This is a genomic window from Aridibaculum aurantiacum, from assembly GCF_017355875.1.
Taxonomy (GTDB): Bacteria; Bacteroidota; Bacteroidia; order Chitinophagales; family Chitinophagaceae; genus Segetibacter; species Segetibacter aurantiacus.
Window position 1 is genome coordinate 1,388,330 of sequence record NZ_JAFEWC010000001.1, and the last position, 22,194, is coordinate 1,410,523.

Here is a 22,194-nt window from a genome sequence, read left to right on the forward strand (position 1 = left end):
CTTATAAATCTACTAAGGGAAAATTCCTAATTCAGCATAGCTGGTTGCTACTTTATTGATAGCGCTGATGTATGCTGCCGTACGCATGTCTGGAATTTCTGGATTTGACTTCCAGATGTCCATGATCTCGCGGGTAGCAGTGATCATCGTTTCTTCCAATCCTGAATGTACAAGGTCTACTTCATCAGCTCCATGCTCAATGAACTTGCGCTCAGATTCGCTTACCTGCTTACCGGTCAGGTCTTCTATCTGGCCAAGGATATGTTTGTTCATATTCTCAGTAAAACGCTTTTCCATACGACCATAACGCACGTGGCTCAGGTTCTTCAGCCATTCAAAATAGCTCACAGTAACACCACCTGCATTTAGGTACATATCTGGTACTACCAGTGTGCCTTTAGCAGAAAGTATCTCATCAGCTTCCGGAGTAAGAGGACCGTTAGCTGCTTCACCAATTATCTTAGCTTTTACTTTTGGCGCATTTACATTGTTGATCACATTCTCAAGTGCAGCTGGTATAAGGATGTCGCACTCTAGTTCTAATGCATCTGTATTGATAGCAAGATTGGTAGAGCCAGGGAAATTCAGAATGGTTCCTGTAGTCTTACGATGCTGGAAAACTTCCTCTTCATTCAATCCATCAGCGTTGAAGATTGCACCTTCCCATTCTGCAATGGCAATCACTTTAGCACCACCTTCTCTAAAGAATTTTGCGCTGTGATATCCTACGTTACCTAATCCTTGCACTACAACTGTCTTGTCTTTCATACCTACAGACAGACCCAATTTTTCCATTACATCCGGCATGTTGCAGATTTCGCGGATGCCGTAGAACACACCAAGACCTGTAGCCTCTGTACGACCACGAACACCACCTTGAGATACTGGCTTACCGGTAACACAAGCAGCAGCATCTACTTCACCTGGGTGCATGGCTACATAGGTATCAAGTATCCATGCCATTTCTCTTGCACCTGTTCCATAATCCGGAGCCGGAACGTCAGTGCCAGGTCCTATAAAATTCTTCTTGATAAGTTCTGCAGTATAACGGCGGGTGATCTTTTCCAGTTCGTATGGAGTGTATCTCTTTGGATCGATCTTGATACCACCTTTACCACCACCAAAAGGCACGTTCACAATGGCGCACTTATAGGTCATAAGTGCAGCAAGCGCCATTACCTCATCCTGGTTTACTTCCATGCTAAAGCGAATACCACCTTTACATGGTGTTTTATGGTGGCTGTGCTGCACACGATAAGCTTCTATTACTTCTACACTATCTCCTATTTTTACTGGAAACTTCATGCGGTAAACGCTGTTGCAAGCTTTTATCTGTTCAAGGATACCTGGATCCCAGCTAGTGAACCTGGCAGCTTTGTCAAAGCTTCTTAGAACACTTTCAAAGAAGCTGTACTGTTGATTTTCTGACATGTTATCTTGTTTTCTTGTTTTTAGAAGGTCTGTGATGTTATCACTATCTTCTTATTTTGGTTTAATCGTTAGCTTTTTTATTACCCTATAAAAGGGTTCTTTCTATTGTTTCTTTTCCAGGCTGCTAATTTTCCGGTCAAGCCTTATTACATATATAACCAGGCCCACCAGTACGGTTAGTGCTACAGCACCTACAACCCAGATCTTTTCTTCACTACGCATCCATCCTTCATCATCTTTAACTACATCTTGCACAGTTTGTTGCGCAAGTACAAAATTACTGCTGAACAGGCCTATGATGAAAAGCAGTTTTTTAAGGTTAACCATTAGCCAGTTGTTTTTCTTTTAAAAGTTCGTACCTGATCTTAAGCGTTGTGATCCACACACCGAACAGCGTCCATCCTATAACGGCAGGCCAGAATACTTTACGCATTGCTGGGTCCAGGTCATTGCCATTTATCCCAGGGTTTCCTTCTACACCTTGGCCTCCAGGATGTAGGCTTTCTACCATTCTAGGTAAAATCCAAATGGTAGGTACCAGAATGGCGAATGCAAAGATGTTGTATACCGCTGCAATTTTTGCACGCTTGTCTATATCAGGAATTGAATTGCGCAGCACAAAGTAGGCCGCGTAAATAAGTAGTGCGATTGCTGCGCCTATTTGTTTAGGATCGTTGCTCCAATATTCGCCCCATGCATATTTTGCCCATATAGCACCTGTTACCAATCCAAGTATGCCGTAAACGATACCGGTTTTGGCATAATTAGCTGAATAGATATCTGTGTTAAGCGATGGTGAACGGAGGTATTTTACTGCATATACTACAGAGGTAATGAAAACGATCATCATCCCGAACCACATAGGAACATGGAAAAACAGGTTGCGGATGGTCGCATACAAGTTACCGATCATTGGTACTTTAATAGTAAAACCCGCAATGAAAGTATAGATGAGTAATAAAACAGACAGGATTTTCCACCAGGATTGTCTGAGCATGTTCTTTGGTTTAAAGAAGGCTGATTTGGAAGTGGCAAGCAACCTTTTCAACCGTCTTGAATTTCGTGCAGCAAAAATAGGGGAAGGGTAGCTTCAAAAAGTGATAGATGCCAAATTTAGTTGAGTAGCAGAGGAATGAAGTGAACCTATGGCGATAACTTGAAATTGATCAATCTTTCCACAAAAACGGGAAAAGAATGACTGATAAGACAATGATCATTAGATCAAGTCCGCACAATAAAAGCACCATTTGCGAAAGCCCCGCCTGTATTACTGAAGAAAAGGCGATGGAAGAAATTTTCATTAGTAACAATATCTGCGGAATGATGATGGGGAAACCAAGTATAGCCATGAGTGCTGCCTGTTGTTGTGCTTTAGCTGCTATGGCTGCTAAAAAAGTAAACACCAGGCTTAGGCTTACGCCGCCTAACACTGCAAGACCTACAAACTGCATTGGGTTACGAAGCGGGTTTCCCATCAGTAATTGAAATAGTCCCAGGCTCAACAGGCTCATTACCATCATAAGCAGGGCATTGAACAACAGCTTTGACAAAACAAAATCTCTTGGCCCTGCAATAGAGTAGAAGTAGAGCATCTTACCGCGGCTCTCCTGTAAAAAACTTTTAGCCACCGCATTTATACATACAAACAATTGTATCATCCAAAACAAGCCATTCCATACCTGGTCTTCGGGGTGACCCATGGCCAGGTACAAAACGAATATTGTTGACATTACATAAAGCAGCACACCATAGAAGCTGTACTGTTGTCTTATCTCGAGCAACAGGTCTTTCTTAAAAAGGCTGATGATGGTATGCGGCATTCAAGCGGGTTTATACAAGAGTGGCTTATTCTTAAAAGAAGAAACAGTGTCTTCAGGAAAAATTTTCATGATAACATTTTCTGCAACGCGGTTCATACACATCTTTTTCTCCTAATAATACTTGTCCATCAGTTGCAGTTTTGCGATAGGAAATAGCTGCTATGTTTCCGCATCTCACACAAATAGCATGAAGTTTTGTTATGTAATCTGCTATAGCCAGCAGCTTTGGCATTTGACCAAACGGCTTACCCATATAATCCATGTCTAAGCCTGCAACAATAACACGCGTACCATTCAGTGCAAGTCGTTCGCATACATGAAGTATCTCATCATCAAAAAATTGCGCTTCATCTATACCAACAATATCAACACCATTGGCAAGTAATAAGATGGTTTGAGAATTATCAATTGGAGTAGACTGAATAGAATTAGAATCGTGGCTTACCACTTCAGATTCGTGGTAACGGACATCTATGGCAGGTTTAAAAATTTCAACTTTCAGGTTTGCAATCCTGGCGCGTTTCAATCTCCTGATGAGTTCCTCCGTTTTTCCGCTAAACATGCTTCCGCAAATCACTTCTATCCAGCCACGCCTTTCACCGGAGAAGTTAGGTTCAATAAACATTAAGAATATAACTTGTGATTGTAATCAAAGAGTCAGTAATTTTAGCCTGCTTACTTACTAACCCTCAAAAGTATATTATCCCATGGAAAGAGTGGGTGTTTTGATAAATAAATTGCAGGAGCAGTTAGCTCAAAAGGCTAGTGTAGAGAACATGATTATCACTGCTCAAATGCTTCATACTGAATTGTTGCAGCATAAAAATAATGGTGGTATACCTACTTCAAAAGTGGCTGTTATGGTCCCTTCAGTAGTGTCTGTACCAGCACCTGTTTCCACTCCTGAAATATCGCATAACGATCACGATCATTATAAGCCGGTTATAAAGCCTGAGCCTGAACCAGCGCCTATACCTGAACCAATGCCAGAGCCTGTTGTGCCTGCTTCAGAGCCTACACCTTCACCAACGCCAAAGCCAGAACCTGAGCCAATTCCTCAATATCTTGAAGGCCGTCCATGGGATGAAATTTTCAATCTTGGCAGCGATACCAAACACTGGCATTCAGAAGCTGTGATAGAAGCACCAACGCTTGCACACCAGGAAAAGATCATCTATGAGTTGAATGATACTATGGGTGGCGAAGAACATTCGCTGAATGACAAATTGAAGGAACAAAAGGCTGAAATGGTGAGCATGTTGCAGGAAACTCCTATTAGGGATCTGAAAAAAGCCATCAGCATCAATGACCGCCATCGCTTTATAAATGAACTGTTTCGCGGCGACGAAACCATGTACGAACGTAGCATCAAAACCATCAACGGTTTCAATATTTATGCTGAAGCTGAATATTGGATCCAGCGCGAACTAAAAGTGAAACTAGGTTGGAATACAACTCTTGACCTGGTTAAGACCTTTGATCAATTGGTAAGAAGGCGTTTCTCGTAAATAAGATCTAAGATTGCTTTAGTGGCACCTTGCTTCTGCCTTACATAGTCATATGCTGCCTTGCTTGCTTGCTGGTAGCTACTGCCTTTTTGAAACATAGGATTGAACACCGTCTCAAATTCTGAAGCAGAACTCACAGTGAAGGCTCCGCCAACTTCTATTAATTCTACCGCCTCTATATATTTATTATATACAGGCCCATAAACTACAGGCTTGCCATACACTGCTGCTTCCAACACATTGTGCACGCCTTCTTCTGCAAAGCCGCCACCTATAAAGCAAACGGTGCCATAGCGGTACAACCTGCTCAGCATTCCTACATTATCAATGATAAGAATATTAAAAGTGCCTGCTCGTCCTTTTACATATTCTGAGTATAGAATGGAATTAGTATACACCCTTTTACATTCATTTATCCTTTCCACGCTGATATCGTGTGGCGCAATGATGAACTTTTTGGCTGGGTGTGCATTTACAAAATGAAAAAGCTCTTTGTCGTCGGCAGACCATGTACTTCCTGCTACAATTACATCTGCGTTTTGGCAAAAAGCTTCTATTTCAGTGATTGGTTCAAAATTTTCTGCAATGGCAATTACTCTATCAAATCTTGTATCACCAGTAATTAATACATTTTCTTTTAGGTTAATGTCATGCAGCAGTTGTTTTGACTCATCGTTTTGCACCAATATATAATCGAAAAAAGATAGCATCTTTTTGTGCAAGCTGCCATACCATTTGAAAAACGGTTGGTCTTGCCTAAAGATGCCTGACACCAGCAATAGCGGGATATTCCTTTTGTTTACCTCGTGCAGGTAGTGAAACCAGAATTCATATTTTATAAAGATGACGATGGAAGGTTTGGCAATATCCAGAAATGATCTTGCGTTTGATGCTGTGTCGGCAGGCAGGTAGTAGATGAAATCTGCTCCAGCATAATCTTTTCTTATCTCGTAACCCGAAGGAGAAAAGAATGTAAGGAGTATTTTGTAGGCAGGATAACGTTGTTTGATTTCCTCCAAAACAGGGCGGCCTTGTTCAAATTCGCCAAGTGAAGCGCAATGAAACCATGCGATCTTGTCAGCAGGAAGAATGTCAGCTTGCATCCTTTTAAGCAGGTTCTTACGTCCTAGTAACCATAATCGCGCCTTCTTGTTGAAAGGGGCAATGACGGTAATAGAAAGGATGTAAAGCCTGATGAATAACCGGTATAACAACAAATGCACGACTGATTTTTCGGACAAAAGTAACCGTTCCTCACTAAGTAAATTGTAAGTAGAGGAAAGGCCAATTAACGTAGATTTGCCGCCATTGAAAAAGAAAATAATATGAGGCCGATCCAAATGGTGGATACCAAAACACAGTATTTACATATTAAAGATGAAGTAGATGCAGGCATTCAAGCTGTTCTTGACAGTGCTGCATACATCAATGGAAAGGCTGTACATGACTTTGCCAATAATCTATCAAGTTATTTAGGTGTAAAACATACCATTACCTGTGCTAATGGAACTGATGCTCTCCAGATCGCTTTGATGGCGCTTGGGCTTCAGCCTGGTGATGAAGTTATTACTCCTTCTTTTACTTATATAGCTACCACTGAAGTAGTTGCACTGCTAAGGCTAACACCTGTATTTGTAGAAGTAGACAAGCAATCTTTTTGTATTGATCCTGCGGCTATAGAAAAAGCTATCACGCCAAAGACAAAAGCGATTGTACCGGTGCATCTGTATGGCCAGGCAGCCAATATGGAAGAGATCATGGCAATTGCTGAAAAACATGGATTGCCTGTAATTGAGGATAATGCGCAAGCAATAGGATGTGATTATACTTTTTCTGATGGTACAGTAAAGAAAACAGGTACAATAGGAACTATAGGATGTACTTCCTTTTATCCATCAAAAAATTTGGGTGCTTATGGAGATGGTGGAGCCATGTTTACCAATGATGATGCCCTGGCTGAAAAGCTACGCATGATCGCCAACCATGGCCAAAAGGTGAGATACTACCATGAAATGGTGGGTTGCAATTCAAGATTGGACTCTATACAAGCTGCCATATTGGATGTGAAGCTGAAAAGGCTGGATCAATATTCGGCAGCGCGTCAAAAAGTTGCAGATTATTACAACAATGCGTTTGCTGAGGTTAAGGAAATAACCACGCCGTATGTTGCTCCATATACTGATCACGTTTACCATCAATATACTATGTTGGTAGAAGGTATAGACAGAGATGCACTGCATACATATCTTGGAGAACATAAGATTCCATCCATGATCTATTACCCGGTGCCAGCTCATCGTCAAAAGATGTTTGACGCTTTCGGTTCTGCTAATACCGAAATGCCAATTACAGATTGGCTGACAGACAGGGTGCTATCGTTGCCGGTTCATACAGAACTTGATGAGGCACAATTAGAACACATCGTACAACACGTTGTAAACTTTATAAAAGCGTAAAATCAAATTATGAAAATTGCAGTAGTAGGAACGGGCTATGTAGGCCTGGTTACCGGGACTTGTTTTGCTGAAACGGGCAACTATGTTTGCTGCGTAGACATTGACCAGCGTAAGATAGAGAAGCTGAGCAATGGCCAGATCACCATCTTCGAACCAGGACTGGAGAAACTTTTCCAGCGAAACCTGAAAGAAGAGCGCCTGAAGTTTACAACCAATCTTGCTGAAGGTATAGAAGATGCAGAAGTTATCTTCCTTGCGCTGCCTACACCTCCGGGTGAAGATGGAAGCGCAGACCTAAAGTATATCCTGAAAGTGGCTGATGATCTTGGTCATCTGATGAAGGATTACAAGGTGATCGTGGACAAGAGCACCGTTCCTGTTGGTACTTCTGAAAAAGTAACAAAGGCTATCGCAGCCAATGCTACTGTAGAATTTGACGTTGTTAGTAATCCTGAGTTCCTGCGCGAAGGCGTAGCGGTTGATGATTTCATGAAGCCTGACCGCGTAGTGATCGGTACTACTTCAGAGCGTGCAAAGAAGATCATGAACGAACTATATGCACCATTCGTTCGCCAGGGAAATCCTATCATCTTCATGGATGAAGCATCTGCCGAGCTTACAAAATATGCAGCCAACTCATTCCTTGCAACCAAGATCACATTCATGAACGAGATCGCCCGTCTGTGCGAACTGGTAGGTGCTGATGTAGACCTGGTACGCAAGGGCATTGGCAGCGATGAAAGGATCGGCAAACGCTTCCTGTTCCCTGGTATCGGTTACGGTGGTAGCTGTTTCCCTAAAGATGTAAAAGCACTGGTGAAATCATCAGAAGATGTGAACTACGACTTTAGAATATTGAAAGCTGTTGAAGATGTGAACGAAGACCAGAAGCTATACCTGTTACCATACATCAAAGAGTTCTTTGGTGGAGAATTAGCTGGTAAAACAATCGCCATCTGGGGACTAGCTTTCAAACCAAATACAGATGATATTCGTGAAGCACCAGCCTTAGTAATGATAGATGAATTGCTGGCTGCTGGTTGCACTATCAAAACTTTCGATCCTGAAGCAATGAAGAATGTGAAAGAGATCTATGGTGAGAAGATAGAATTTAGCGAAGGTCAGTACGAAGCGCTTGAAGGTGCAGATGCACTGATCGTTGCTACTGAGTGGGCAGAGTTCCGCACACCGGATTTTGAAAAGATGGAAACAAGACTGAAGTCAAAAGTTGTTTTTGACGGAAGGAATGTATTTGATCTTGAGAAAATGGAAGAACTGGGATACTACTATAAGAGCATTGGACGCAGAACCGTAAATGAAAATCTTTCATTGGCAACAAAAGATACAGCAGCCCTAACTAACGCCTAATAAAAAATGTCTAAAAAAAGAGTTTTAATAACCGGGGCCGCAGGCTTTCTTGGCTCCCATTTATGCGACAGGTTTATCAAAGAAGGTTTCCATGTTATTGGAATGGACAACCTGATAACCGGCGACCTGAAGAACATTGAACATTTGTTCAAATTGGAAGATTTTGAGTTTTACAATCATGATGTTTCCAAGTTTATTCATGTTCCTGGTCAATTGGATTATATACTTCACTTTGCTTCTCCTGCCAGTCCAATTGATTATCTAAAAATACCTATCCAAACATTGAAGGTTGGTTCCCTTGGAACACACAACTGTTTGGGTCTTGCACGCGAAAAGAAAGCAAGAATACTGGTAGCATCTACCAGTGAGATCTACGGTGATCCATTGGTGCATCCGCAAGATGAAGAGTATTGGGGTAATGTAAATCCTGTAGGTCCGCGTGGTGTATACGATGAAGCCAAGCGTTTCCAGGAAGCAATGACCATGGCATATCATACATTCCATGGCGTAGAAACAAGGATCGTTAGGATATTCAATACCTATGGTCCGCGCATGCGACTAAACGATGGCCGTGCATTACCTGCGTTCATTGGCCAGGCATTGCGTGGTGAAGATCTTACCGTATTTGGTGATGGTTCACAAACACGTTCTTTCTGTTATGTTGATGATCTTATTGAAGGTATTTACCGTTTGCTGATGAGCGATTACGCACAGCCTGTAAACGTTGGAAATCCTGTAGAGATTACCTTGAAAGAATTTGCGGAAGAGGTACAGAAACTAACCGGTACTGATGCTAAGATCGTTTACAAACCACTACCGGTTGATGATCCGAAGCAGCGTCGTCCAAATATCACCAAAGCAAAAGAACTGCTTGGATGGGAACCTAAGGTTGCACGTGAAGAAGGTTTGAAGATCACTTACGAATATTTCAAATCTTTGCCTAAAGAAGAATTGTACAAGCAACCCAAAGAGTTCAAGTCTAATTAATGTATTCTGCACTTGTTAATAAACAAACCAAACTAGCTGTTATAGGTTTAGGCTATGTAGGCCTGCCTATAGCAGTTGAGTTTGCTCGTCATGTATCTGTTATTGGTTTCGATATAAACCACAAGCGTGTGGAGTTGATGCGGCAACACATTGACCCTAGCGGCGAATTAGATAAAGAAGAATTTGAAGGATGCGACATCACCTTTACTTCCAACCCGGAAGATCTTGGTGCCGCATCTTTTTTTATTGTAGCTGTTCCTACACCCGTTGATCCCCACAATGTACCTGACCTGGTGCCGGTAAAAAGAGCGTCAGAGACAATAGCCAAAGTGCTGAAAAAAGGTGATTACATTGTTTTTGAATCTACTGTTTACCCCGGCTGTACAGAGGAAGATTGTTTACCTATCATAGAAAGCGTCAGCGGCCTTAAAGTAGGAGAGGATTTCAAGCTTGGATATTCACCAGAAAGGATAAACCCGGGTGATAAGCAACATACACTAACCTCCATCATCAAAGTAGTTTCAGGAAGTGATGATGAGGCTGCCGAAGTGATAGCTAAAACATACGAACTAGTGGTGAAGGCCGGTGTACATCGTGCATCATCCATCAAGGTAGCTGAAGCAGCCAAAATAATCGAGAACACGCAGCGCGACGTGAACATTGCGCTGATGAACGAGTTGTCGATCATCTTCGATCGGATGGGCATCAATACGTACGAAGTATTGGAAGCAGCAGGCACTAAGTGGAACTTCCTACGCTTTCAGCCAGGACTTGTTGGCGGCCACTGCATAGGCGTAGATCCTTATTACCTTACTTACAAAGCCGCCGAACTTGGTTTCAATTCTCGTGTTATCCTTTCAGGAAGGTATATCAACGACAACATGGGAAACTATGTTTCGAAGAAGATATTGCAACACGTAATTGCTACCAGTGAAAATGTAAAGGCAGCCAAGATACTTTTCATGGGCGCCACCTTCAAAGAGAATGTGAGCGATATACGAAATAGTAAAGTAATGGATGTGGTGGAAACGCTACGTACATACCATCTACAAGTATTTGTTACCGATCCATATGCTGATAAAGAGCAACTGCAGGAAGAATACAACTGCTGCGTGATCAGCGAACTGGATGATGATTACGATGTGATTATAGTTAGTGTACCACACGATCCTTATCGTGCATTTGATGATGATTACTTTGTCTCCATCACCAAGCCTACTGCGCTTATAGCAGATCTGAAAGGCATTTATAGAAATAAAATTACAAGCCGTAAATACTGGAGTTTATAATGAATCCGATCATTCTTGTTGCAGGAAAAAATGGACAGCTAGGAAGCGAGTTACAACAACTTGAACCTGCTTTTCCTCAATTCATTTTCCAGCTTACAGATCGCTCAACTCTTGACATCACCGATAAGCAACAGGTTGATGAATACTTTGCAAAATATAAAATTTCTTTTTGCATAAATGCTGCAGCATATACTGCTGTTGATAAAGCTGAGGCTGAAAAAGAGACTGCATTGTTTGTAAATGAACAAGCAGTTGCCAATCTTGCCAGTGCATGCAAACAGCATAATGCACGTCTTATTCATGTTTCTACTGATTATGTTTTCGATGGCAATGCCACCATTCCTTATACTGAAGATCACCCGGTGAGTCCAGTGAATTTTTACGGTGAAACCAAACTCAAAGGAGAGCAGGCTGCCATGCAGGATCCTTCCTCTATTGTTATACGTACCAGTTGGGTGTATAGCCACTTTGGAAACAATTTTGTAAAGACCATGCTTCGCCTGATGCGTGACAGAGATAGCCTGAACGTAGTGAATGACCAGGTTGGATCTCCTACCAATGCTGCTGATCTTGCTAAAGCTATCCTCGACATCATTGTGAAACTGCAAAATCATCCAAGTCAACCGGGTGGCATTTATCATTATTCTAATGAAGGAGTCATAAGCTGGTTCCAATTTGCCGAAGCAATAGCCTCTTATTCTGGTACTTCATGTAAAGTAGGTGCCATACCGTCATCTGCTTATCCCACACCTGCCAAGCGGCCTGCTTATTCTGTATTGAATAAGGAGAAAATCAAAAATGATTTCCAGGTACAGGTGCCTCATTGGAAAGAGAGCCTCGACAAATTTTTTAAGCATATGGCTCATTAGCGTATATTGATAATGTTTTGGAACAGTTGTTGTCTTCACTCCGAAACATTCCCTAACCGGCAGTATCACAAATGATACTGAAATCAATTGCTTAATGAGTCAGGTTATAGAATTTTTCCAAAAACTACTAGACACTGCCGATTGGCCACCACGGTGGCATTGCGGTAACTGGACTGACTTTCATGGCTGGATGTATATCATCAGCGACCTGATGATCTGGGCGGCTTATTTTGCTATTCCTCTTATCATCCTTCGGTATATCACCCGCAGAAGGGATATACGCTTTCATAAAATATATTTCCTTTTTGCTGGGTTTATTCTTGCGTGTGGCTCTACACATTTGTTAGATGCAATTATTTTTTGGTTTCCTGCTTATAGGTTGAGTGCATTAGTAAGAGTACTAACTGCCACCATTAGCTGGCTTACTGTTTTCTCCTTAATCAAACTTTTGCCTACCGCTTTCTCACTGCGCACTGCAGAAGAACTTGAATCAGAGATAGACCAAAGACAAAAGGCCGAGGCTGAATTGCAGGTAAAAAATAACCTGCTAAACGAAGCACAGGATATTGCCAAGATGGGATACTGGCAGTGGAATGTAGCAGACAACAAGGTGATCTGGAGCAATAGCTTGTATAAGATATACGGCGTACAACCAGTAAATAATGGTGGACTGTCTTATGAAGAATTTCTCAGTATGGTGCATCCTGATGATAGGGAATATGTATCAGCCAACATCAAAGAGGCTTTCGAGAAAAAAGAATTCAAAGAATATTTTCATCGGATAGTGCTTCCGGATGGTTCTGTAAAAACAATGCTTTCTAAAGGCGAGATAATGCTGGACGCTAACAACCAGGTGCACATGATGATGGGTACAGGGCAGGATGTAACTGAAATGAAGCGAACGGAGCATGAGCTTGTTATCAAAACACAGGAACTGCAGGAGACAAATATGGAACTGCAGAATTTTGCTTACATAGCTTCGCATGACCTGCAAGAGCCATTGCGCAAGATCCATACGTTTACGAACATGCTTCACAAGGGTTACGACCACCTGATTGACGAGAGGGGCAAAACCTTCATGCAAAAGATCATGCAGTCATCGAGCCGCATGCAAAAGTTGATAGATGACATCCTGTATTTCTCACAGTTCAATTCCAGTAAATATTCTTTTGAACAGGTAGATATGGAACAGGTACTGCAGGAAGTAAAAACAGATATTGAGCTTACCATCGAGGATACCAAAGCCGTTATACAATCAGATAAACTTCCTGTGATAGAAGCTAATTATACACAGGTGCGGCAGTTGTTTCAAAACCTACTTACGAATGCACTAAAGTTTAGGAAGGAAGGCGTAACACCAGAGATCAAGATCACCTGTAAGTACATGCAAGGCAACATGGTATATGAAGACCTGGTAAACACTAGTCCTGCCAATAACCAATTGTTGATGAGTCCACTGTTCTGGCAACACCAGAAGTTTGTACAAGTGAAAGTGATAGATAATGGAATTGGATTTGAAAGTGAATATGCTGAGAAGATCTTCGGGATTTTCCAAAGATTACACGGCAAAAGTGCCTATGAAGGAACCGGTATTGGTTTAGCTATCTGTAAAAAAATAGTTGAAAATCATCATGGCGTTATCAAAGCCGAAGCGGTGCCAGGAGAAGGTGCAACATTTACTATTACTCTTCCTGTATCGCAGCAAAATTATAGGGCAGGCGGCTCTGCTAAAGCCAAAGAAGGTGCCTGATCTTCTTCTAATTGTTCAGTAAGAACCTGCGCTTCTAAAACTTTTGAATAAGCCGCATCATCTTTAAACATCTTCACGCCATCTTTGAAGCTCATAAAGGGTGAGATCTGCTTATTCTGCATGCTGATTTTGTAAAGGTATTTCCAATGGCGAATGATCTCTTTCCAGGCAAAGAAAATGCTGTGATTGGAATCATACATATGAGTAGGCTCACTGCCTGCACCATTCAGTTCAATGATAGAAAAATTCTTTCCATGTCTCAGGTCTTCCCAGTTACTGAATTTGATGTCCATTCTGCCATAGTAAAAGCCATCTATTTGTTGGCAAACTTTATCAATAGAAGCTTCTAACTGTTCATCAATAACCGCACTGGCATCAATGAACTTTGCTCCACGGCAATGGTTGCCATAAGGCACCAGTACCTTCTTTTCTCCTTTTGGAAGTATGTTGTGCAATTGGGCTCCAAATCGCTCTTCTAACACATCTAATTGCAGTAGGTATCGTTGGTCTTTTTCAAGCAGTTGCCGGATAGTAGAAACGCCATCCCCTTTTATAGTAAGAAATTCTTTAGCTACTATTCCTGTTACATGTCCTTTCTTTTCATTAGGTAAACGGTAGTAAAATATACCTGCTTCCATTTCATAAGGTATGTATTCCTGTACCAGGTAATCAAGTTGAAGTGTGGTAGCATATTCCACTACATCTTGCTTGTTCAGTAATTTTTTTACAGCGCGGCCGCGGCCTCCAATATCAGGTTTGCCTACCAGCGGAAATTTGAAATCTGCATCTTTAATTTTTTGCCACACTTCATTAGCTGGTGTTCCTGCTTTTACAAAAAAAGTTCGTGGGTAGTATTCTTGTGGAATGAGATCATAAATCTTCTTTTTCGACTCCATTAAAAAGCCACCTGTTTCTATGGTAGGATTGGACGCAGTAAAAAAGAAGAAGGACCTGGCTTTTAAACATAACCAAAACCAGTATGGATATACCGGTGCATAAACTACATGGAACGGCCAGTATTCCCAGTTTAATAACCGGATGAAAAAAGGACGGTTGAGGATTTTTCTCATGTACTGAAGGTAAAATTGATAATGCTGCAATAGCAAACGACATACTTAAAAAACTTTACCAGCACAATTGGAGTGATCATATTGCCAAAATCAGATTATTACACTGTAAAAGAAATTGAAACTATTGAAGGCTAAAGTTATAGCTGAACAAATGCGATGGGAGGGTAGCGGTAGAAGAGGAGTAAAAGCCAGCGTATGAAAACAAAAAAGCTCCAACATGTGGAGCTTTTTTAAGTTGGCCTACCTGGATTCGAACCAAGACAAACAGAACCAAAATCTGTCGTACTACCATTATACTATAGGCCAAACTTTTGTCCCTATCATTTCTGAATTGGGAGTGCAAAAATAAGCGTAGATGCTATTGCTCCCAAAGTTTTTCTTTAAAAATTCTTGATCTTTTTTTTACTGCTATATGAAACATGAAAAACACAGTGGTTAAATCTGTTCCTCCTTCTCTTTCAGTCCTTTTATCAGGCTCAAAGCTTCGGCTACCACATCTGCCATAATGGTGATGATAGAACCTTTCTTTGCATTGTTGTAAGCATGCATGATCGCCTCTTTTTCATTGATGATCACTTCCACAGGTATATCCTGTTTTTTCGTTTCATTGATACCCTGTATCAGCAAGCCTACTATTTCCTCGGCTGTGCGACCACGCAAGTGCTTGTCTTGCCTGATGATTATCTCGTCAAAGTATTTGCCAGAGATCCTTCCAATTTCAATGATGTCTGCATCTCTTCGGTCGCCGGTGCCAGATATGATACCAACTTTCGGCGTACCGTCCAGTTTGTTCACAAAGTCGCAGAGCAATTGCAATCCTGCAGGGTTGTGCGCATAATCCACCAGGAACTGGAAATTCTTGAACTGAAATAAATTAAGTCTTCCCGGTGTTTGTACTGCTGAAGGGATGAAAGTTTGCAGCGCTAGCCGTAAGTCTTCAATGGTGATGTTGCGGTATAGGTAAGTAGCCAATACTGCAGGCAATGTATTCATAATGTTGTGAACGGCTTTACCACCATAAGTAAGCGGAACATCTGTCACCTTCAATACGCGCAACTTCCAGCTGCCTTTCAAAATGGTGATGTAATTGTTCTCGAATACTGAGGCGATGCCACCATTCTTACAATGTTCCTGGATACGAGGATTGTTTTCATCCATGCTAAAGAAGGCAACATTGCAGTCCAGACCTTCGTGCATTTTGTATACCAGGTCGTCATCTGCATTCAATATGGCATATCCATGCGGGAAAACCGTTTCCGGTACCACCGCTTTTACCCGTGCCATTTTTTCGAGTGTATCAATACCACCCAATCCCATATGATCTGCACTAACATTGGTAACAATAGCAATGTCGCAATGCCTGAAAGCAAGACCGCTCCTTATTATCCCACCACGTGCACATTCAAGCACTGCAAAATCCACTGTAGGATCTTTTAAAACAAACTGTGCGCTTACAGGCCCTGTGCAATCGCCGGTCATCATTAGCTCGTTTTGAATATATACACCATCAGATGTAGTAAAGCCAACTTTGTAACCTGCATGCTTACATATATGTGCTGTAAGCCTGGTAGTGGTTGTTTTTCCGTTGGTACCTGTAATAGCTATTATAGGGATACGGCCATTGCTGCTCTTAGGAAAAAGCATATCTATTACTGGTTCGGCTACGTTGCGTGCCAGTCCTTCAGATGGCTCCACGTGCATTCTAAAGCCAGGCGCAGCATTTACCTCCAGTACAGCTCCTCCATTTTGTGATATAGGTTCGCGCAGGTCTGGCGCCATGATGTCTATACCACAGATATCAAGTCCAATGATCTTTGAAATTCTTTCGGCCATGAAAATGTTAGAAGGATGCACTTCATCTGTTACATCTGTACTTGTACCTCCTGTACTCAGGTTGGCCGTAGGTTTCAGGTAAACTATTTCGTCTTTTGCAGGTATGCTATTCACCGTATAGCCTTTTTCATTCAGCATTTTCTCTGTGAACTGATCAACCACAATTTGTGTCAGCACTTTTTCGTGGCCATATCCGCGGCGCGGATCACTGTTCACTACATCTATCAAATGTTGAATGGTGTGTTCACCATCACCAACTACATGGGCTGGTGTACGTAATGCTGCACATATAAACTTGTGGTTTATAACAAGCAACCTAAAATCATAACCTACAATAAAATTTTCGCAAATAACACTGCGGCTATATACCTGTGCAGCTTCCAAAGCTTTAAGTGCCTGCTCCCAATCTAGTATATTGGTCGTGGCACCTTTGCCATGGTTGCCATCTATTGGTTTTAAAACAATGGGATAACCAATTTTGTCTATTGCATCCTGTAAGCTTTCAGGATCGCGGACTATAGATCCTCTGGGAACAGGAATTTGTGCTGATTCAAGAAGGTTTTTGGTTTCTTCTTTATCGCCTGCTATATCTACAGCTATGTTAGATGTGGTGCTTGCTATGGTAGCACGTATACGTTTTTGATGGATACCATAACCAAGTTGCACAAGGCTATGTTTGTTTAGCCTGATAAAAGGAATGCCTCTTTGCGTTGCTACTTCCACTATACTTCCGGTTGAAGGACCAAGCCGCGTATTCTCTCTTATCTCGCGCAGTTCCTGTATATCTTTTTCCAGGTCATATTCCTGCCCATCTACCAGTGCCTGGCAAAAGCGTACAGAAGCTTTTGCAGTATAAACGCCTGCATCTTCTTCCATATAACTGAAAACAACATGATATTCTCCTTCTTTACCTGTACTGCGAGTGCGGCCAAAACCGGTATCCATTCCAGCCAGGGTTTGCATTTCAAGCGCTACGTGTTCTATTACATGACCCATCCATGTGCCCTCTTCCACACGATGAAAGAAACCGCCGGCAACACCTTCGCTACAGCGGTGAGTGTACAATGAAGGCATCATTTCGCGAAGCCTGTCAAGGAAACCATCGATCTTATTGGTAGGACGTTGTTCAAGTTCCTGGAGGTCAAGTTTCATTTGTATTAGCTTCGTCCGCCTGATGCTCCAGTAGTTAGGGCCACGCATCACTTTAATTTCAACGATCTTCATCTGTGTAGTTGTGGTGTTTCTTTTTATGAACTAATTGATGATCAGCTTATAGCCAATCTTGCTGAAGGTAATAAAATTAGTATACCAGTATAAGATATAGCACTAGTGGAGCGTTGATACTGATGTTAACGTGACCCATATACCCATAGTTTAAAAAACGATAAAAACGATGTGCAAATGCTGATTAGCCGCAAACCGCTTTTATAATCAGTTACATTTGCGCTTGTTTATACCTTAATAATGTCTTACCCAAAGGGAAAATTAATAGCAATAGGAGGCGCTGAAGACAAGGGGACAAACCTGGAAAAAGGACTTATCAGCCGCAATAATCTCAATTTTTTTGAACTGGGCATTTTACGCCGCATAGTAGAAGAGGCTGGTGGATTAATGGCACGTATTGAAGTCATCACCACTGCTTCTATGATACCTTTTGAAGTTGGTAATAATTACCTGGAAGCATTTGGTCGCATTGGCTGTACCCATGTGGGATTGATGCATATACGCAACCGTGAAGATGTAAACAAGCCTGAATACCTGAAGCGAATAGAAGAATGTGATGCAGTAATGTTTAGTGGTGGCAACCAGCTCAGGTTATCGGCCACTTTTGGCGGTACTAAATTCCTTCGCACTATTCTCCTTCGTTATCATAATGAAGAATTTGTAATCGCCGGTACATCGGCAGGCGCAATGGCTATGAGCAATACTATGATCTACGAAGGAGAAGCCAGCCGTGCGCATTTAAAGGGTGAAGTAAAAATAACCACCGGTCTTGCTTTCATGGATAACGTGATCTTCGACTCTCACTTTGAAAAACGTGGCCGTTTTGGAAGGCTGGCACAGGCTGTTGGTGCTAATCCTTCTGCTATCGGTATCGGACTTGGAGAAGATACCGGCATGCTTATCACCGATGGAAATAAGATGGAAGCCATAGGCAGCGGAATGGTCATCATCATCGATGGTCATGGTATCATGCATTCCAACATTGCCGATATTCCTGTAGGCAATCCCATTAGCATGGAAGGTTTGCAGGTTCACATTTGCGCCAAAGGCAATGGTTACTTAATTGACGACAGGAAATTTGTAGAAAAAATGGGAGCAGTAACTACTCCCATTATGCAAGATGTTGAATAAAATATCTTGATCTCCTACTAAAGATATACTACCTGGTTAGGCGGCGTTTGTAGCTTTTTTACTATTGAATAAATGCAATATCCAAAAGCAATTGCGCCAACTATCAAAGTGCCTGTTGTTCCCAGTATCTCCGCTATTTTAGCAAACAAGAATTTCATTCCTGCCCTGCGGCCAGATGTTTCCACTTGTCCACCACCTTCCAATATTTCTGCATCCATATAAATGACCCAGGTAAATAAAGCAGTAAAAAATAAACCCAGAAGGGGAGAGGAAATTGTTTTCAGCGTGCTTTGTCTTTCTATTGAAGGCGTAAGATTTTGCCTACTATTGATGTAAGCAACAACATCAGCCAACTCTTGTGTAGTGGTAAACTGCAGCGGTATCTTTTTGTTATCAGCTTTTACTTCCAGTTTGGTTGCATTGTTTTCAAGATGCGTAAGCTCGTGGATGGCTGAAATCTCAATCGTTTTCTTTTCCTTGAAAAGCCCTTTCTTATTAAAGCTTTCAAGAAAATCTTCACCTGATTTGAACGACTTGTTCATCATTAGTAGTTGGTTGTCATGCACCAACATACTTTTCCAACTTTTCTCGTTAGTAAGGGTGTATAAGTTTTGGCTCATTGGGTTGATTTTGGTGAATAAATGTATAATTTCCTTCAAATAATTTTATGCACAGGCGGCAATTTATTCTTCAATCTTCCATGGCTGCGGCAGGTCTTGCATTATCTGGATATGGCAGGGCGCAGTCAAATGTTTTTCCTACTGTTCGCACGCCTGTTGGTAAAAGAAATTTTACAAGCAAAGCGGTAGAAGAACTTATTGCTGAAATAAAAAACAAGATCGGCAACAAAGAGATCGCGTGGATGTTTGAGAATTGTTTTCCTAATACACTTGATACAACGGTTGATTACGAGGTAATAAGTAACAAGCAAGATACATATGTAATCACTGGCGATATAGATGCTATGTGGCTGCGCGATAGTACAGCGCAGGTGTGGCCATATCTTGCGCTGTGTAAGAAAGATGTTGGTCTGCAAAAACTGGTTGCTGGTGTTATCAATCGCCAGGTAAAATGCATTTTGCTTGATCCTTATGCGAATGCTTTTTATAAAGATGTAAATAAAGTAAGCGAGTGGAAGAATGATATTACGCAGATGAAGCCGGGCATTCATGAAAGGAAGTGGGAGATAGACAGCCTGTGTTATCCTGTCAGGCTTAGCTATGGTTATATAAAAGCTACCGGTGATACCAGCATTCTTGATGATGATTGGATACAGGCGATGCAGCTGGTTGTAAAAACTTTTAGGGAGCAACAACGATTTGATGGACCCGGTCCTTACAGTTTTATGCGCCAATCGCAATGGGCCAACGATGTAGTGCCAATGGCTGGTTATGGTAACCCCGGTAAACCAAATGGTCTTATCGTTTCTGTCTTTCGTCCCAGTGATGATGCCACTATTTTTCCTTATCTCATTCCTTCCAATTTTTTTGCTGTAAAAGCTTTGCGTGATATGGCAGATATGATGGAAAGGCAATTGCGTTTGGAGCCATTGAAACTTGCAGAAGAAGTAGAGAAGGCACTGCAGCAACATGCCATCATACAGCAGGGAAAACGAAAGATCTATGCGTACGAGGTGAACGGGTATGGCAGTTTCAACTTAATGGATGATGCAAATATTCCTTCATTGCTTTCGCTGCCTTACCTGGGTTGTGTGCCACTGAATGATCCTATCTACCAGCAAACGCGCAAGTATGTATTATCTAACCAAAACCCGCATTTCTATAAAGGGCCTGCAGGCGAAGGTATAGGCGGTCCCCATATTGGCCAGGATTATATTTGGCCGCTCAGCATCATTATGCGAGGACTTACCTCTACCAATGATGCAGAGATAAAACTTTGTCTTAACATGCTGCAGAAGAGCCATGCAGGTACAGGTTTCATGCACGAAGCATTTCATAAAGATGATGCAGCTAAATTTACACGCAGCTGGTTCGCGTGGGCAAATACACTTTTCGGCGAATTTGTATGGAAGGTATACCGTGAACGGCCGTCCCTGTTAAATTGATCTATGAGTTTAGGTTTAAAATTATTTTTTATAGCAGCGTTTGTTTTTGCCATGATCCTGATGGGCAGCAACATGAAACGCAAGAAAAAGAGGCTGATCTTTTTTGGTGATTCAATCACAGAAGCAGGAACCAGGCCTGGCGGTTATATAGCCGTTATATCTGAGCATATACGAGGAGAAAGCATGGGTGAATACCTCGAGATCATTAACAGTGGCAGGGGCGGGCACGGAGTACACGATCTTATAAGACGACTTGATCATGATGTACTATTAAATGAGCCAAAGGTGGTGGTGCTTTTCATTGGTATCAACGATGTATGGCACAAACAGGAGCATGGCACAGCGGAAGCTTTGCAGTCTTTTAGAGAAAACTACGATAAGCTATTGCAGAAAATGAAGCTGGCTAATATACCGGTGATTGCGTGTACACCAACCACTATAGGAGAGACAGTAGCAGGTAATCAACATTTTTGGAATGACCTTGAAGCTTACACGCAGGCAATAAAGGAGCTTGCGGCAAATCATGATATACCGGTGGTGGATCTTCATGCTGCTTTCATGCAGTACTACCAGTCGGTTCCATCTACGCAAAATGAAGGCATATTAACCACGGATGGCGTACACCTGAATGTAGCAGGCAACAAGCTGGTGGGAGATGAGATATGGAAGGTGCTTAAGCATTTTTTGTAACCAGTTGTTCCAGTAAGGCGGAAAGTTCGTTTGCTCTGTCCATCACCATTACATGCTCCCCATCTATAATAGTATGATCGGCTTTTACATAGCTGTAAGGCAGCAGCTTATCTGCCGTACCATGGATATGAACAAGATTAGATGGCACAGTTTCATTTCGCCATTTCACTACAGCATCAAGCGCCCAACGGGTAAAGGCAGGATTGGAATCTTTCAGTATCTGCCTTTGCAGCTGTTGTTGCTCTTTACCTCTTGCGCCAAGTATACGGAGCACTATTCTTCCTGATATATGAATAGAATGACGAGAGGTCAATTTGTATACCGGCAAGTGTCTCCAAAAGCGCAGGTATGCCGGGATCTCTCTAAACGTTTTACAACTTGCAATGATAATCACATTGGTTGAAGGATGTGCTTTTGCAATTTCCGTAGCCAACATTCCACCCAGGCTTAAACCAATAATGGTGGCATGTTCATCTTTGATGCATGCTTCAAAAATGCGGAGCGCATACGACTGCAGCGTTTCGTTAGGCAGTGGTTGAAGCCAAGTGATAAAAACAGGCTCGCAAAAGCGTAAGTCTAAGAAGTTGAAGGCTCGTTTATCAGCTCCCAGGCCGCTTATGAAGTAGACTTTTTTCAAATGCTTTTTGTTAAGTACTAACTTTCTCTAACACCAAACTAGCTGCCATATGTCAAACTAATGCCA

20 protein-coding genes and 1 tRNA gene are annotated in these 22,194 nt (G+C 41.9%); 10 read left to right on the forward strand and 11 right to left on the reverse strand.

Going from position 1 to position 22,194, the window contains the following annotated elements:
• Nucleotides 1-12: 12 nt before the first annotated feature.
• From J4N22_RS05720 to J4N22_RS05740, 5 genes are all read right to left on the reverse strand, one after another.
• A complete protein-coding gene (locus J4N22_RS05720) occupies nt 13-1,431 on the reverse strand; it encodes a Glu/Leu/Phe/Val family dehydrogenase (protein WP_207492734.1) in 1,419 nt (472 codons plus the stop codon).
• Nucleotides 1,432-1,533: 102 nt separating this feature from the next.
• Nucleotides 1,534-1,758 (reverse strand): CcmD family protein, encoded by a 225-nt coding sequence (locus J4N22_RS05725; RefSeq protein ID WP_207492735.1) that lies wholly within the window; start codon nt 1,756-1,758, stop codon nt 1,534-1,536.
• Nucleotides 1,751-2,428 (reverse strand): cytochrome c biogenesis protein CcsA, encoded by a 678-nt coding sequence (gene ccsA / locus J4N22_RS05730; RefSeq protein ID WP_207492736.1) that lies wholly within the window; start codon nt 2,426-2,428, stop codon nt 1,751-1,753. The genes J4N22_RS05725 and ccsA overlap by 8 nt, the downstream gene beginning before the upstream one ends.
• Nucleotides 2,429-2,597: 169 nt before the next feature.
• The gene (locus tag J4N22_RS05735; RefSeq protein WP_207492737.1) at nt 2,598-3,251 is read right to left on the reverse strand and encodes a heme exporter protein CcmB; all 654 of its coding nucleotides are present in this window, start codon (nt 3,249-3,251) and stop codon (nt 2,598-2,600) included.
• Nucleotides 3,252-3,303: 52 nt separating this feature from the next.
• Complete coding sequence (locus J4N22_RS05740) at nt 3,304-3,876, reverse strand: thymidine kinase (RefSeq protein ID WP_207492738.1); 573 nt, start codon at nt 3,874-3,876, stop codon at nt 3,304-3,306.
• A gap of 82 nt (nt 3,877-3,958) precedes the next feature.
• On the opposite strand from J4N22_RS05740, the gene J4N22_RS05745 reads away from it, so the two are divergent.
• Complete coding sequence (locus tag J4N22_RS05745) at nt 3,959-4,759, forward strand: hypothetical protein (protein WP_207492739.1); 801 nt, start codon at nt 3,959-3,961, stop codon at nt 4,757-4,759.
• Here the strand turns inward: J4N22_RS05745 and J4N22_RS05750 are convergent.
• The gene (locus tag J4N22_RS05750) at nt 4,732-5,982 is read right to left on the reverse strand and encodes a glycosyltransferase N-terminal domain-containing protein (RefSeq protein WP_207492740.1); all 1,251 of its coding nucleotides are present in this window, start codon (nt 5,980-5,982) and stop codon (nt 4,732-4,734) included. The two genes, J4N22_RS05745 and J4N22_RS05750, sit on opposite strands and share 28 nt — an antisense overlap.
• A gap of 102 nt (nt 5,983-6,084) precedes the next feature.
• On the opposite strand from J4N22_RS05750, the gene J4N22_RS05755 reads away from it, so the two are divergent.
• The 6 genes from J4N22_RS05755 to J4N22_RS05780 all read left to right on the forward strand — a co-directional run bounded on the left by J4N22_RS05755 (nt 6,085) and on the right by J4N22_RS05780 (nt 13,478).
• Nucleotides 6,085-7,215, forward strand: a complete 1,131-nt coding sequence (locus J4N22_RS05755) for a DegT/DnrJ/EryC1/StrS family aminotransferase (protein ID WP_207492741.1) — start codon at nt 6,085-6,087, stop codon at nt 7,213-7,215.
• A gap of 9 nt (nt 7,216-7,224) precedes the next feature.
• Nucleotides 7,225-8,583 (forward strand): UDP-glucose dehydrogenase family protein, encoded by a 1,359-nt coding sequence (locus J4N22_RS05760; protein ID WP_207492743.1) that lies wholly within the window; start codon nt 7,225-7,227, stop codon nt 8,581-8,583.
• Between the two features lie 6 nt (nt 8,584-8,589).
• A complete protein-coding gene (locus tag J4N22_RS05765) occupies nt 8,590-9,570 on the forward strand; it encodes a UDP-glucuronic acid decarboxylase family protein (RefSeq protein WP_207492744.1) in 981 nt (326 codons plus the stop codon).
• Nucleotides 9,570-10,859 (forward strand): nucleotide sugar dehydrogenase, encoded by a 1,290-nt coding sequence (locus J4N22_RS05770; RefSeq protein WP_207492747.1) that lies wholly within the window; start codon nt 9,570-9,572, stop codon nt 10,857-10,859. Before J4N22_RS05765 ends, J4N22_RS05770 begins: the two co-directional genes overlap by 1 nt.
• On the forward strand, nt 10,859-11,728 hold the full coding sequence (rfbD, locus tag J4N22_RS05775) for a dTDP-4-dehydrorhamnose reductase (RefSeq protein WP_207492749.1): 870 nt from the start codon (nt 10,859-10,861) through the stop codon (nt 11,726-11,728). Before J4N22_RS05770 ends, rfbD begins: the two co-directional genes overlap by 1 nt.
• A 94-nt stretch (nt 11,729-11,822) precedes the next feature.
• The gene (locus tag J4N22_RS05780) at nt 11,823-13,478 is read left to right on the forward strand and encodes a sensor histidine kinase (protein WP_207492750.1); all 1,656 of its coding nucleotides are present in this window, start codon (nt 11,823-11,825) and stop codon (nt 13,476-13,478) included.
• Here the strand turns inward: J4N22_RS05780 and J4N22_RS05785 are convergent.
• The 3 genes from J4N22_RS05785 to cphA all read right to left on the reverse strand — a co-directional run bounded on the left by J4N22_RS05785 (nt 13,436) and on the right by cphA (nt 17,605).
• On the reverse strand, nt 13,436-14,548 hold the full coding sequence (locus tag J4N22_RS05785) for an ATP-grasp domain-containing protein (RefSeq protein ID WP_207492752.1): 1,113 nt from the start codon (nt 14,546-14,548) through the stop codon (nt 13,436-13,438). The two genes, J4N22_RS05780 and J4N22_RS05785, sit on opposite strands and share 43 nt — an antisense overlap.
• Before the next feature lie 235 nt (nt 14,549-14,783).
• Nucleotides 14,784-14,854 (reverse strand) — tRNA-Gln (locus J4N22_RS05790).
• Nucleotides 14,855-14,983: 129 nt separating this feature from the next.
• Entirely contained in the window at nt 14,984-17,605 is a 2,622-nt protein-coding gene (gene cphA / locus J4N22_RS05795; protein WP_207492754.1) for a cyanophycin synthetase, read from the reverse strand.
• Between the two features lie 240 nt (nt 17,606-17,845).
• On the opposite strand from cphA, the gene J4N22_RS05800 reads away from it, so the two are divergent.
• Nucleotides 17,846-18,736: a cyanophycinase gene (locus J4N22_RS05800; protein WP_207492755.1), complete on the forward strand. Its 891-nt coding sequence runs from the start codon at nt 17,846-17,848 to the stop codon at nt 18,734-18,736.
• Between the two features lie 17 nt (nt 18,737-18,753).
• Here J4N22_RS05800 and J4N22_RS05805 read toward each other — a convergent pair whose 3' ends face one another.
• Nucleotides 18,754-19,356, reverse strand: coding sequence for a hypothetical protein (locus J4N22_RS05805; protein WP_207492756.1), 603 nt, complete (start codon nt 19,354-19,356; stop codon nt 18,754-18,756).
• Nucleotides 19,357-19,403: 47 nt separating this feature from the next.
• On the opposite strand from J4N22_RS05805, the gene J4N22_RS05810 reads away from it, so the two are divergent.
• Together J4N22_RS05810 and J4N22_RS05815 are read left to right on the forward strand one after the other, a co-directional pair.
• The gene (locus J4N22_RS05810) at nt 19,404-20,801 is read left to right on the forward strand and encodes a glycoside hydrolase family 125 protein (protein ID WP_207492757.1); all 1,398 of its coding nucleotides are present in this window, start codon (nt 19,404-19,406) and stop codon (nt 20,799-20,801) included.
• Nucleotides 20,802-20,804: 3 nt separating this feature from the next.
• On the forward strand, nt 20,805-21,491 hold the full coding sequence (locus tag J4N22_RS05815; RefSeq protein WP_207492758.1) for an SGNH/GDSL hydrolase family protein: 687 nt from the start codon (nt 20,805-20,807) through the stop codon (nt 21,489-21,491).
• On the opposite strand, the gene J4N22_RS05820 is transcribed toward J4N22_RS05815, so the two are convergent.
• Nucleotides 21,475-22,128 carry an alpha/beta hydrolase gene (locus tag J4N22_RS05820; protein ID WP_207492759.1) on the reverse strand — a complete coding sequence of 218 codons (654 nt, stop codon included), beginning with the start codon at nt 22,126-22,128 and terminating at the stop codon, nt 21,475-21,477. The two genes, J4N22_RS05815 and J4N22_RS05820, sit on opposite strands and share 17 nt — an antisense overlap.
• Nucleotides 22,129-22,194 lie beyond the last annotated feature (66 nt).